The sequence below is a fragment of the Paenibacillus sp. PL2-23 genome, from assembly GCF_040834005.1.
In the GTDB taxonomy this organism is placed as follows: domain Bacteria; phylum Bacillota; class Bacilli; order Paenibacillales; family Paenibacillaceae; genus Pristimantibacillus.
Genome location: NZ_CP162129.1, coordinates 1,214,556 through 1,227,974, shown reverse-complemented (window position 1 = coordinate 1,227,974; position 13,419 = coordinate 1,214,556). Strand labels below are relative to the sequence as shown.

General features: G+C 54.7%; 12 protein-coding genes and 1 pseudogene. 2 read left to right on the top strand and 11 right to left on the bottom strand.

The window, feature by feature from the left end; genetic code table 11:
- Positions 1-15: 15 nt before the first annotated feature.
- Positions 16-237, bottom strand: coding sequence for a hypothetical protein (locus AB1S56_RS05280; RefSeq protein ID WP_340872154.1), 222 nt, complete (start codon positions 235-237; stop codon positions 16-18).
- Between the two features lie 53 nt (positions 238-290).
- Positions 291-2,210, bottom strand: coding sequence for an ABC-F family ATP-binding cassette domain-containing protein (locus AB1S56_RS05275; protein WP_340872155.1), 1,920 nt, complete (start codon positions 2,208-2,210; stop codon positions 291-293).
- A 156-nt stretch (positions 2,211-2,366) separates the two neighbouring features.
- Between AB1S56_RS05275 and AB1S56_RS05270 the strand changes: the two genes are divergently transcribed.
- A complete protein-coding gene (locus AB1S56_RS05270; RefSeq protein WP_340872156.1) occupies positions 2,367-2,933 on the top strand; it encodes a guanylate kinase in 567 nt (188 codons plus the stop codon).
- Between the two features lie 96 nt (positions 2,934-3,029).
- On the opposite strand, the gene fumC is transcribed toward AB1S56_RS05270, so the two are convergent.
- The 4 genes and pseudogenes from fumC to AB1S56_RS05250 all read right to left on the bottom strand — a co-directional run bounded on the left by fumC (position 3,030) and on the right by AB1S56_RS05250 (position 7,022).
- Complete coding sequence (fumC, locus tag AB1S56_RS05265; RefSeq protein WP_340872158.1) at positions 3,030-4,415, bottom strand: class II fumarate hydratase; 1,386 nt, start codon at positions 4,413-4,415, stop codon at positions 3,030-3,032.
- A 194-nt stretch (positions 4,416-4,609) separates the two neighbouring features.
- Positions 4,610-5,278, bottom strand: coding sequence for a bifunctional 2-keto-4-hydroxyglutarate aldolase/2-keto-3-deoxy-6-phosphogluconate aldolase (locus AB1S56_RS05260; RefSeq protein WP_340872159.1), 669 nt, complete (start codon positions 5,276-5,278; stop codon positions 4,610-4,612).
- A gap of 117 nt (positions 5,279-5,395) precedes the next feature.
- The gene (locus tag AB1S56_RS05255) at positions 5,396-5,707 is read right to left on the bottom strand and encodes a Dabb family protein (RefSeq protein WP_340872160.1); all 312 of its coding nucleotides are present in this window, start codon (positions 5,705-5,707) and stop codon (positions 5,396-5,398) included.
- Positions 5,708-5,769: 62 nt separating this feature from the next.
- A pseudogene (locus AB1S56_RS05250) lies at positions 5,770-7,022 on the bottom strand (multidrug effflux MFS transporter).
- Between the two features lie 132 nt (positions 7,023-7,154).
- Between AB1S56_RS05250 and AB1S56_RS05245 the strand changes: the two are divergent.
- A complete protein-coding gene (locus AB1S56_RS05245; protein WP_340872162.1) occupies positions 7,155-8,057 on the top strand; it encodes a 3'-5' exonuclease in 903 nt (300 codons plus the stop codon).
- A 151-nt stretch (positions 8,058-8,208) separates the two neighbouring features.
- Here AB1S56_RS05245 and AB1S56_RS05240 read toward each other — a convergent pair whose 3' ends face one another.
- Genes AB1S56_RS05240 through AB1S56_RS05220 form a run of 5 tightly spaced genes read right to left on the bottom strand, consistent with a single transcriptional unit; the run spans position 8,209 to position 13,408 of the window.
- A complete protein-coding gene (locus tag AB1S56_RS05240) occupies positions 8,209-9,342 on the bottom strand; it encodes a GerAB/ArcD/ProY family transporter (protein ID WP_340872164.1) in 1,134 nt (377 codons plus the stop codon).
- Entirely contained in the window at positions 9,339-10,448 is a 1,110-nt protein-coding gene (locus tag AB1S56_RS05235; RefSeq protein ID WP_340872165.1) for a GerAB/ArcD/ProY family transporter, read from the bottom strand. Before AB1S56_RS05235 ends, AB1S56_RS05240 begins: the two co-directional genes overlap by 4 nt.
- 16 nt (positions 10,449-10,464) lie before the next feature.
- A complete protein-coding gene (locus tag AB1S56_RS05230; RefSeq protein WP_340872166.1) occupies positions 10,465-10,665 on the bottom strand; it encodes a hypothetical protein in 201 nt (66 codons plus the stop codon).
- 23 nt (positions 10,666-10,688) lie between these two features.
- Entirely contained in the window at positions 10,689-11,864 is a 1,176-nt protein-coding gene (locus AB1S56_RS05225; protein ID WP_340872167.1) for a Ger(x)C family spore germination protein, read from the bottom strand.
- Positions 11,861-13,408 carry a spore germination protein gene (locus AB1S56_RS05220; protein WP_340872168.1) on the bottom strand — a complete coding sequence of 516 codons (1,548 nt, stop codon included), beginning with the start codon at positions 13,406-13,408 and terminating at the stop codon, positions 11,861-11,863. The genes AB1S56_RS05225 and AB1S56_RS05220 overlap by 4 nt, the downstream gene beginning before the upstream one ends.
- Positions 13,409-13,419 lie beyond the last annotated feature (11 nt).

Genomic DNA, 13,419 nt, shown 5'->3' with positions numbered 1-13,419 from the left:
CCGCCCTTCATCTCGTCAGTCTATTTGGTACCAAATACCCGCTCCAGCACGTTTAGACGTTTCTCGCACGTCTATTTGCTCCAAAACCACCGCTCCAGCACGTTTAGACGTTTCTGGCACGTCTATTTGCTCCAAAACCACCGCTCCAGCACGTTTAGACGTTTCTAGCACGTCTATTTGCTCCAAAACACCCGTCCCAGCACGTTTAGACGTTTCTGGCACTTCTATTTGCTTCAAAACCACCGCTCCGGCACGTTTAGACGTTTCTGGCACGTCTATTTGCCCCGCCCCTATTTCTTCTGGGCCGCTATTTTCTCCGCCAGCTCATTCAGCTCGGTCCACCGGTCCATCAGCGACTCCAGCTTGACTTCCAGCTCCTGCTGGCGCGCAGCGAGCTCCTGCAGCTTGACGGAATCGTTGCTTGCCACTTCCATCTCTTCCGCGATACGCGTCAGTCCAGCCTCCGCGTCCGCAATCCAGTCGTCGATCTGCTCGAAATCCTTTTGATCCTTGTAGGACATCTTCAGCGACCGCTCCTTGGCCGGCTGCTTCTCATCAAGAGAGGGCTGCTCCGCCGCCTTCACAGTCGTCGACGTCTTTGCCGAAGCCGCCAGTACTGGCTGACGCTCCGCATATTCCGAGTAGTTGCCTGTATGCAGCGATATCCCGCCGTCCCCGTCGAAAGCCACAATTTTGTCCACGGTGCGGTCCAGGAAATACCGATCATGGGAGACGACAAACACAACGCCAGGGAAATCGTCCAAATAGTCCTCCAGCACCGTTAACGTCGCGATGTCGAGATCATTGGTCGGCTCATCCAGGAACAGCACGTTTGGAGCGTCCATAAGGACACGGAGCAGCTGAAGCCTGCGCTTCTCCCCGCCCGACAGCTTGGAGATCAGAGTCCACTGCATCGTCGGCGAGAACAGGAAACGCTCCAGCATCTGCCCTGCCGAAATCGTTGTGCCGTCCGCCGTTTTCACTTGCTCCGCCGCTTCGCGTATATATTCGATGACCCTTAATGAGTCATCCATCTCTTCCCGCTCCTGCGAGAACCAGCCCAGCTTCACCGTTGGCCCTAGCTCCACCAGGCCGGAATCCGGCGCAAGCCTGCCCGCGAGCAGCTTCAGCAGCGTCGACTTGCCGCTGCCGTTGCGTCCAACGATGCCTACTCGATCCTCAGGAACGGCGATGTAGCTGAAATCACGAATCAGCGTTCGATCGCCATAGCTCTTCGTGACGCTCTCCGCCTCCAGAATCTTCTTGCCGAGCCGTGTCGAAGCGACGGACACATCAAGCTTACCGTCCGCTGCCTTGGGTGCCGACGCTTTCAGCTCCTCGAAGCGGTCAATACGCGCTTTCTGCTTGGTTGTTCGCGCCTTCGCGCCGCGGCGTATCCATGCCAGCTCGTTGCGCAGCAGGTTTTGACGCTTGGCTTCGGAAGCGGCTTCTCGCTCCTCCCGCTCCAGCTTCAGCTCCAGGAATCGGCTGTAGTTGGCTTGATAGAAATAAGCCTCCCCCCGATCCAGCTCAATGACGCGGTTGCTCACCCGGTCCAGGAAATACCGATCATGGGTAATCATCAGAAGGGCGCCCCGCCGCTTCTGCAGCATTCCCTCCAGCCACGCGACAGAATCATTGTCAATATGGTTAGTGGGCTCATCCAGAATAAGCACATCGCTGGGCAGCAGCAGGGCCGCCGCCATCGCAACGCGCTTGCGCTGGCCGCCAGACAGCGTATCCACCAAGGCATCATACTGCTGAATGCCGAGCTTGGAGAGCGCCGTCTTCGCTTCGCTCTCCAGCTGCCACGCGCCAAGCTCGTCCATACGCGCGTTGGCGGCGACCAGCTCCTGCTGCAGCCTCTCGCTTGCCGGATTCAGAGCAATCGCCTCCATTGCAGCCGCGTAAGCCTGAACGGCTCTCAGCTGCGGCGAATCTCCGCCAAGCACATGCTCCAGCGCCGTCTCGCCAGGCTGGAATACCGGATCCTGCGTAAGCATGCGCACAACGGCTTTGCCCGAAACCGCAATCGTGCCGGAATCTGGAGGCTCAACGCCGGCAATGACTTTGAGAAACGTTGATTTGCCTGTTCCGTTTACGCCGATAATGCCTATTTTGTCCCCTTCCTCGACACCAAACGTGACATCGCGGAACAGCACTTTTTCCCCATACGTCTTGGATATATGTTCGACCGATAATAGATGCATTCGCTACCCTACTTTATGATTCAGAATAGGCCGCGCTCGCGCGGCTATATGTATCATAGCATAATTGCTGGTTCTGGCGCATCGCTGCAGCTCCCTGCTCTTATATTTGAAAGCGTTACCGCCGATATAAGAAGTAAGAGAAAGGAGCGTGTTCATATGGTCCCTCCATCCCCCTACATCTTTATATTCACCGGCACCAGCGGTTCAGGTCGCAAGACAGCCGCTCATCGTGCGCTGAAAGGCAGCGGCATTGTTCACATCCCCTCTTGCACGGACCGTCCGCCAAGGAGCAGAGAGCATCCCGACAGCGATTATCGTTACGTCAGTGAAATGCAATTCGAGCTCATGCGCAGAAGCGACTTTTTTGCGGAGACCGTACGAATCGACAATTATCATTACGGCATCGGCAGACGTTATCTGGACATGGCCGCGCAATCGAACCAGCATGTTTATCTGATCCTGAACCGGGAAGGCAGCGATGCTATCCGCGAGCTGTACGGCAACAGGGTCGTCCGCATTTTTTTGTACGTGGACAAGGCCACCGTGCAAGAGCGTCTGGAGGCCAAAGGCACCTCCTACGAGGTCATCGACAGCTACCTGCGCCACTACAACGACGAAGTGACCTATCGGAAGCTTTGCGAGCATGTCATTGTGAATGTGTCGATTGAACATACCATTACACAAATCAAGGCAATAATAGACGGCTATCTAAGCTCAAAATAACCCCCGCCTCTCCAAGCACCACGCTTCGGCCACAACAAGCAAGGGCTGGCGCCTCGTCCAAGACGAAGCTCCAGCCCTTCGGTCATATCTACAACATTAACGTCTGCCGATCATATTCTCCGGACGCACCCACTCATCGAACTGCTCCGATGTCAGCAAGCCGCTTGCGATAGCGGATTCCTTCAGCGTCAGCCCTTGCTTATGAGCGTTCTTCGCGATAGCGGCTGCGTTCTCGTAGCCAATGTGCGGATTCAGCGCCGTCACGAGCATGAGGGACTGATCCAGATTGCGTTTGATGACGTCTTCGTTCGGCTCGATGCCGATCGCGCAGTTATCATTAAACGAAATCATGGAGTCGGCCATCAGGGCAACCGATTGAATGAAGTTGTACAGAATAACCGGCTTGAACACGTTCAGCTCGAAGTTGCCTTGGCTTGCGGCCATGCCGATTGCCGCGTCATTGCCGATGACCTGGCATACCGCCATCGTCATCGCTTCGCTTTGTGTCGGGTTCACTTTGCCTGGCATAATGGAGCTGCCCGGCTCGTTCTCCGGAATCGTAATTTCGCCGATGCCGCAGCGAGGACCGCTCGCCAGCCATCTCACGTCGTTGGCGATCTTCATCAGATTCGCGGCAAGCGCCTTGATCGCGCCGTGTGTATATACCATTTGGTCATGGCTCGTAAGGGAATGGAATTTGTTGCGCGCTGTAATAAACGTCTTGCCTGTGATTGCCGTCACTTCTTCTGCTACCGCTACCGCATAGTCGGGATGCGCGTTCAATCCCGTGCCGACGGCTGTGCCGCCGAGCGCCAGCTCTCGCATCGTATCCACGCTCTGAACAAGCATTGCGCGCGTATTGTCAAGCATGGAATACCAGCCGCTGATTTCTTGGCCGAATGTAATAGGAGTCGCGTCCTGCAGATGCGTGCGGCCGATCTTCACCAGATTATCGAACTTCTCCGCTTTGGCGCGAAGAGTGCCGTTCAGCAGATCAAGCGCAGGCAGCAGCCGGTCCTCCACCGCAATAACGCCAGCGATATGCATCGCTGCAGGGAAGGTGTCGTTCGAGCTTTGGGAACGGTTGACATCGTCGTTCGGGTGAATACGCGCCGCGCTGCCTCTCGACTCCAGAATTTGGTTCGCGCGCCGCGCGACAACCTCGTTCACGTTCATGTTCGTCTGCGTGCCGCTGCCCGTCTGCCAGACAACAAGCGGGAATTCTTCGTCCCATTTGCCGCTAAGGATCTCGTCGACCGCTTCACCGATAACAGCAGCCTTCTCCTCATCCAGCACGCCTAGCTTGCGGTTGGCGAAGGCGGAAGCCTTCTTGACAATCGCCATAGCATATACGACCTCGATCGGCATTCTCTCTCCGCTAATCTTGAAGTTCTGCAGACTGCGCTGCGTCTGTGCTCCCCACAGCTTGTCAGACGGCACCTTGATTTCGCCCATCGTATCCTTCTCAATACGGTAATCCATTACAGTAACGACTCCTTTACGCTTATATTAGACCAAGAAACAACCCTTTTTCTGTTATAACGCTAATCACGCCCAGAAGCAAGCCGCAACCAGCACTTCCCTGGGCTTAGAGCCTGCACCTTCATAATCGGCAAAGACGCCTAAAAGCGTATGCCGCTTAAAGGCGTCTCCCCTCTTTCCTTGCGAGGCTGATCCTATTGTCCCTTGGCTTCGCGGTAAGCCGCGATATACGCTGCAGCTTTCTGCTCGATCAAGGAGAAGTCTCCCGTCTTCACAGCGTCCTTGGTAAGGTCGGAGCCGATGCCAACAGCCACTGCGCCAGCTTTGATCCAGTCCTTCAGGTTGTCCAGCGACACGCCGCCCGTCGGCATAATATTCGCCTGAGGCAGTGGTCCTTTAATCGAAGGAATCACGCTAGGCGAATACAGATTGCCTGGGAACAGCTTCACAACGTCCACGCCCAGCTCCAACGCGCTCTGAATTTCCGCAATGGTCATCGTGCCCGGCATAACCGGCACCGCATAGCGGTTACAAAGTCTGATCGTGTCGGGATTAAGCGCCGGCGCAACCACATATTCCGCCCCCGCAAGAATTGCCGCGCGAGCCGTCTCCGGATCCAGAACGGTGCCTACGCCAATAATAGCGTAGTTGTCCGCGTCCTTGGCTGCGTCGCAGGAATATTCCTTGGACAGCTCTTCAATCGCTTTCAAAGCGAACGGTACGGTCATTGTAATCTCAATGGCTTTGATCCCGCCTTTGATGGCGCGTCTTGCCATCTCCGCCACTTCCTCCGGAGAGTCCGCGCGAAGCACCGCAACGACTCCTGCCTCAGACAACTGCTGCAACACTCTAAGCTTCTTCATTCAACCGTCCCTCTTCCCTTTTGGTGACTTTTGGTGACTTTAGGTGCGTCTTTGTGCGAATTCGTTCGCATTCCTAGCGCCCATTATAGCCCTTTTTGGCGCAGCCAGCAATATATCTTAGCGCTTATAGTCGATCTCGAGGAACCTCTCGACTTCCTTTAGCCACCGTTCGTTCACAAACTGCTCATGCAGGGGATGATCGTTATAAGCGTCGTAATCCTGCTGGTTCTCAAACTCCATCACAAAACCGAAGTGAAAATCGTTTTTGACGCTGACCTGACGGTATACCTTGAAGTTGCGGACTACTGGAATCGAGGTCAGGATCCGCTCCCCATCTTCCAGAAACACCCTCTCTTGCTCGGAACCCTTCTCATGCTTCAATGTAAATATGACGGAATGCAAAATCCACTCGCTATTCTGGTTAACCATTCTAATCGCTCCCTTACGTTCATCTATTGCTATATTAACAAACGGAGTGGTTGCCGTCACCGTCACGTTCTTCTTCTCGTGAGAACCGCAAAGCAGCACGACGCACCAGCAGAAAGCAACAGAATAACAATGGCAAGCGGCATGGCCGATCCTTCGCCGCCGAGCCCCACCAGAGGCGCAGCCGCTCCCCCGAAGATGAAGGACAGCATGCCGAGCAGAGCGGACGCGCTTCCCGCCCGCTGCCCTTGCTCCTGAAGCGCGAGCGAGGCCGTTGTCGTCGAAATGATGCCCACGCTGGACACAACGAGGAAAAACGCCGGAATAATACCCGCGAGCCCTCCACCTGCCACAAGGGTGAGGAGAAGCAGCAGCGCGCCTGCAAGCGAAATGCTGAGACCTGCTCCAAGCATGGCCCGAGCGTCCACTCTGCCGGCGAGCCTGCCAGCCATTTGGCTTGCGACGATAATGCCTGCACCATTCAGCGCGAACACCATGGCGTACTCTCTAGGCGACACGCCATAGACCTCCTGCAGGACGAACGACGAGCCCGATATATACGCGAACATCGCCGCCATAATGAGCCCTTGCGTCAAGGCATAGCCCATAAACGCCGAATGGCCCAGCAGCTCCCTGAAGGTGTCCAGCGTATTTCGCAAGCCGCCTGCAGACCGTTTAGGCTGGGGCAGCGTCTCCTCCAAGCCGTAATAGACAGCCGCCAGCATAAGCAGCCCAGATACGCCAAGCACTCCGAATACGCCCCTCCAGGAGGTAAAAGCTAATATTTCCGCCCCCATCACAGGCGCGAGATTGGAGCCGCTCCGTTAATAAGCATCAGCAGCGCAAAAAAACGGGTTAGCTCCGGACCGGCATACAGATCCCGAACGCTTGCCCTTGCAATCACAATGCCGGCGGCTCCGGCAAAGCCCTGAACAAATCGAAGCGCGATAAACGCCTCTATAGATGGCGCCGCTGCGCATAGCAGCGATACGATTGCATACAGCGAGATGCCGAGCAGCAGCGGCGCCCGTCTGCCTCTGACGTCGCTGATCGGTCCCATAACCAATTGGCCCATCGCTATGCCAAGCAGACAGGCGGTTAAGCTGAGCTGGGCGACGGCATCGGGTGCTCCAAAAGCTTCTCCAAGCGCTGGCAGGGCAGGCAAATACATATCAATGCTAAGCGGCCCGATCGCCGACAACGCTCCTAATATAGCGGCGATAGTCAACCTTCGCGAACGAGATACGGATGCCGAAGACTGTGAATGACTGTTCAATGATAGTGCTCCCTTCCCTAATAGCTGCTGCAAAAAGAACATTGTAAACCCCCGCCGCCCATCTGACAACCGCTCGGCCTACGACTTAGCCGAAGGAATCCGACTGCTTGGATAGCTTATTCATTCTAATGTGGTAAAATAAAGGGTGCGAGCTTAAAATCGGAGGTTATCCACTTGGACTACATTGTATTAGATATTGAATTCAACGGCCGGAAATTCGCCAGCGAGCTGCCGATGGAGGTCATCGAGATCGGCGCGGTGCGTCTGGACGCGAACTTAAATGTGATTGACGAGTTTACCGACTTTATTAAGCCGGTCTACTTCGCCAAGCTGAACTCTTTTATTCAGAAAAAAACAGGCATTCCGCAGGCATCCATCGACTCCGCCGCCAGCTTCCCGAAGGTCATTCGTGAATTTCTCGCCTGGCTCGGAAGAAGCCAGCAGCCGATGCTCATCACCTGGGGCGGCGAGGATCTGAAGCGGATCGTATTGGATACGCGCATGCACAAGCTCGACGACGCGTATTGGCTCGCCATTCCTTGCTTCGATCTGCTGAAGGGCTTCCTGCGTGTTCGCGGACTAAGCAATGACGTCAGCGTGGAGGCCGCTTTGACGGAGCTTGGCTTATCCTCGGAGGGCTCCGCGCACCGCGCGCTGGACGATGCCCGTATGACCGCCGACATCTTCCGGAGCGTATACGCCTCGCTCGACTTCAGCTACGTGACGCATTACAAGGATCAATTCACGAACGCCAAGGAGCGCCGGCTTGTGAAGAACGCCATTCGGCTGCTGCGCGCCCAGAAGCTCGAAGCGACCTGGGAAGCGTTCGTCGAGCATGTGCTGAAGGACAAGGTGAAGCTCGACGATCCCCGCAAGGCGGCGGAGCTGAGAGACTATTTCCAGACCGAGCTGGCCAAGCAAAGCACGAAGCCGGTTCCTGCAATAAAGCCGCGAAGCAAGCGGAAGGAAGGCGCGGAAGGCACGGAAGCTGAGGAAGGCGAGGGGCTGTCCCCGGGCGCGGCAAAAGCAGCAGATGCGACAGGCGAGCCCGATGATCACGCTGCTCAAGCTGATTAAGCGGCAGCCCCCTCCTTGCGCAAGCCGTTCAACATGAAGTATACAGCAAGAAGGCATGCCCTCCCGGAATCGGCTGGACATGCCTTTTTGGCGATGGATCAGGAAGCCCGGCAGCTGGCAGCAAATAGGCTTTGACAGCCAGCAGACGGCATTACGGCTGGGGCTGTGAAGTGAGCGCCTGATCGCCCGCTTCAGTCCGTCTCTGGATGCCTCTCAGCTTGGCCGCGATTAAATAAACGATGGGAATGCATACGACGAACCATGCGAACCATGTCCAGAACAGCTGGATGAATGCCGCAATCTCCACATAGCGCGAGGCGAATTGAAAGGAGAGCACGCCCGACAGCGTCGTGATGGAGAACGCAAGAGGGCGATGGTCCTTCATATTCAGAAGCTGCGCCGTCATCAAGGTTGCCATATACAAATACACACTGAGCTTAATCAAAAAGATCGGAAACAATAATATAAGCAGGAAGGGGTCCATGTTCTCCAGAAAATCGCTTACCCGTATAAAGCGGAGCTGCTCCGTCAGCGGGAAGGCCATGTTGGAGACGATTGAAGGCCCGAATGACAGCAGAATTGAGATGAAATGGCTGCCCGCTTGAATGAAATACAGCGCCAGCACAAGGATAGCTGCCTTCTGCGCCTTCTTCATATCGGAGAGCTTGGCGGCCACAAATAAAATCAATATACATTCGGCGAGCCAATGCGCCTGCACGATCCCGCTCAGCACCGCCTTCGGCGCTTCCTGCGTTCCCAGATGCGTAAGCAGAGCAATGATCATATCATATTTCAACGGCATGGAGAACGAGAAGCCCACTACGATCAAGAAAGCCGGGAACAAATACAGGGCAAAATATTGCGTGAAATAAGAGATGCTCATGAAGCCATATCGGATCGCAAATCCCGCCACAAGGGCGAACATCGCCGTAATCGCCGCATCCGGCGTTTTGGGAAGATAGATCGATATAACCTGATAGGACACTCCCCTAAGCTCTATGGCCGATCGAAGGAGAAAATAGAGCAGGAACACAGCCACCGCCGTTCTATGAGGCGCCTTGCCAACGATGGCCGCACCGTCTGCGAACCAGTCCCCTGTCGGCAAGCGCCGCATAAGCTTAAAGGCCATCCAGACGACAACAAGAGCAGTCCCGATACAAGCAGCGAGACCCAGGACAGCAGCAAAGCCGGCAGTTGGAATGAGAGCCGCAATGATACTGTTCAAATTACCAGAATTCATCATAAACAGCAGACAGAACACTTGGCTCGGCGTTAAGCGATTCATGCTCCCCTCTCCTTCCGTCTGCTAATCCCTCTCCACCTCGCCATTAAGGAGTAGAGAAGCGGAATACCAAGCACAAGCCACGCGAACCATCTCCAGAACAATTGAACGAACATTTCAATTTCGGTGGCGCGCGATACAAATTGAAGCGAGAACATGCCCGCCAGAGTCACGGTTGTAAATGCCAGCGGACGAATATCCTTGATCTTCAGCAGATGCCCCATTGTCAGGGTCGCGATATACAGGTAAATGCTGATTTTTAACATAATGATTGGCATAAGGATCAGCATGATAACGGGATCCATATTTTCAAAAAAATCGCCGACCCGAATGAACCGAAGCTGCTCTACCACGGGGTAAGACATATTCGCGGCGACAACTGGACCAAATGACAGCAGAATGGAAACAAGATGAGCTCCTGTATGGACAAAAAAGAGCAGCATACTCGCCAGCACTGCCCTCCGAGTGAGCTTCAAATCCGACAGCCCGGAAGCCAAAAACAATAAAAAAAAGGGCTCGGCGACCCAATGTCCCTGCATAAAGCCTCCAAGCACAGCTTCCGTCGCTTGCGGCGTAGCCATATGCGTAAACAACGCGACGAGCATGCTGAAGTTCAGCGGCATCGAAAACGATAAACCAATGACCAGAGCAATTAAGGGTATCGTGTAAAGCGAAAAATATTGAGCGAAATAAGTGATATTCACAATCCCGTATCGGACTGCGATGCCCGCGACGGCGCAATAAACAAACGTCAGCGCGGCACTGGGCGTCTGAGGCAGATATAGCATATGGATCTGGACGGCCATGCCCCTCAGCTCCAGCGCGCCGCGCAGCAGGAAGTATAGAAGAACAAGAAGCATAACCGCTTGGTGAGGCCATCTCCCCACAATGGCAGCCCCGTCCGCGTACCAATCCCCCGTCGGCAATTGACGCATAAGGCCTAGCGCCGCCCATACAAAGAAGCCCCCCGCCAGAAAGCTGGCCGCCAGTCCAAGAAGCGCAGCAAATCCGGAGACTTGCAGCAGAGGCGACAATATGCGGTTCAAATTCGCCGTATGGTACGCAAACAATAAGAAGAACACTCCTCCAGGCGTAATTCCCTGCTGCATAGCCAACCTCCTCTCTCTACTTCAGCATTCGCGCGACAGCCATCAGCATAGCGGTGAAGGAGGGCGCGGGCAGAAGAATGAACAGGACACAGTAGATGTAGACGCCTGTCATCAGACCGAACACCTTCACATAAGTTTTGCGCTTCCGTCCATGGATCCTCAGATGCCTGTATTCGATATAGGCGATCAAGGCGAACAGCAATGTAACAAGCAGCATCCTGCCCCTCCTCCTTCCAGCCTTTATTGTCGATGGCTTGATTTGCGAGCCTGCATGCCTGGCAGCTCCAGCCTCGTCTGCACTTCAACCTCAAGGACCGCTTCTTCCCGGTAAAGCTCCTCCCAGCTTGGTTCAAGCAGCTTCCATTGCCTAGGCATATGCCAATTCAAATAAGCGCCAAGCTGGAACACATCCGACCCCAAGGATTTGGAAAGCTGGAATGCCGTCATCACTCTTTTTTTAATATCTTCATTAAAAGCCTGCTCGATCTCCTCCACCCGCTCCGGGCTCCCGTAATCCACTTCCGAATCAATGGACATAATCTGCGCGATAGGCTTCATGACAGCATGGAACACAGGCCGATCCCCTTCCATACGCGGCTTGATTGAGGTATGCGTCCGATAAATAATAATGCTTACCGGCTTGCCGTCAGAGGGTGAAGGAACTGTGATAACAGCATCCTCCATCCGATTCATCAGCCACATCGCGCCGCGCATGCCTCGCTCGTCAATGATTGCAGCAAGCTTGCCCCCCTTGAAATACGCTCCCCCATCTGTAATGACACGAGGCTCCGTCTTATCAAATTCCTTGATTCTGCGAATATCCAGCATGCCGATTATGAAGTTGCTGCCGTATTCCTCCGCCATCATGCAATCCCGGATGCTCGTGTCGAGCAGGACTCTCCGATTCGCGTATTCACGGAATACGTCGGAGGGCTGCGTCTCCAGTCTTGGCTTAATCGTCGAAATCTCCTTGGCTTTGCCGGGAGCGACCATGACGAAGGTTTTGATCGGGAATTGGGGATTGCGCGATATAAATTCCAGCAGCGGCGCAATGCCTCTCTCGGCGAAGGCTTTGCCGACTACAATCGTCTTGGTCTGCCCCCAATAAATTTCGCGGGACAGATCGGAATTCAATTCCCGGTAAGCCTCAGCAAGCGTCATGCCCTTTGCGCTGACGGAGGCGAACGGCGGGGAGTCTGCGGAGGCTCCTGCGTTCGTCTGCGTCGTCAAATGGTTGGGCAACGGGAAATTAACGGTCAGCTCCACCTTGTTGTTGGGCGCCGCATCGATATACATGGACATGACGAACGCTCGATCATTGACCTCCACGCGCGACCAGCAGCCGGCCAGCGGCAGCAAGAGAAGGGCCATAAGCGCGCATCGCAGCAGACGCATTGCCACTCGCTTGCTGTTCAATCCCCATCCTCCTCCGGCGCGCCATGGACCCGCGCTCCCCCTCTGCCTCCAAAGGTGGTGGGACGCTGGTTCATAAATCTTCTTGACGAGCGCCAGAAGATATCGCCCAGCTCCTTCAGATTAAGCGGAGCAATCGGCGCAAAGTATGGCACGCCGAATGAGCGCAAGGAAACGAAGTGAAGCATAATGACGCTAAGACCCGCGCCGATTCCGATTAAGCCGAAATTACCAGCCAGAATCATAATGGGAAAGCGCAGCAATCTCAGCGACAGACCCATGCTGAAGTTCGGCACGATATAGGAGGATATCCCGGACAATGCAACGACGATAACCATGGGAGCGGATACGATTCCCGCCTTGACCGCCGCGTCTCCCAGAACAAGAGCGCCCAGAATGGATACGGCTTGTCCGATAGCGGACGGTATACGAATGCTCGCCTCTCGAAGGGCCTCGAACGTAATCTCCATAATGAACGCTTCTACGATCGCCGGGAATGGCACGGTCTCCCTAGCCGCCGCGAGGCTGATGAGCAGAGCCGTCGGAATCATCTCCGGGTGGAAGGTCGTCAACGCGATATACAGGGACGGCAGCAGCACCGATATAATAAGGAACGAAAACCGGATCCACCGAAGCCAGGTAGATACGAATGAACGCTGGTAATAGTCCTCCGCCGTCTGGATAAATACGAAGAAGGTCGCCGGAGCGATCAGCACGATCGGCGTGCCGTTCACAGCAATGACGACACGCCCCTCCATGAGCGCGGATGAGGCGGTATCGACTCGCTCCGTATTTTGCAGCTGAGGAAAAAACGAAAAGGGATTGTCTTCAATAAACTCCTCAATGTAGCTGCTTCCGATGACGCTGTCGATCTTGATGCTCTCTATGCGAGCCTTCACATTCTCGACCAGCTCTGGCTTGCACAGGCCGTCAATATAGGCGACAATCACATCTGTTTTGGTATATTCCCCTACTTGCAGCTGAACAAATTTCAGCTCCGACCGCTTGATTCTGCGCCGTATCATTGTAATATTCGTGCTGATGTCTTCCACAAACGCTTCCTGCGGGCCTCTAATGACGCTTTCGTTCTTCGATTCGCTGATCTGGCGCTTCTCGAAGGAGGCCAGCGGATACATCGCAACTCGCGGCTCTCCATCTATAAGCAGCACAATATGGCCTTCCAGGACGGCTTGCAGAGCTTGGACCATGCTGGAATCTACGACACAGGCTCCCACGCTGAGCTTATTCGTCTCGAATACATGCTGCAGAAGCTCTTCGCGGGTCGATGCAAAATCTGAGCTTGTAAGCTCCTGCAAGATATGATCCTGAAGCGTCACCATGTCAATCATACTGGAAATATAAATAACGGAAGCCCGCATATTGTCCAGCACTGTAAATTCGTGAATGACAAGATCGAAGGCTGGCTGCATGCGTTCATGCAGCCAGCTTATTCTGGCATCCAGCGAAAAGCCGATATCCGGCTCGGGCACCTCGTAATGCTCGCTATTCGCTTTTGCAGCGCCAGTCTGAAATATTGTACGAAACATGACGTTCATCT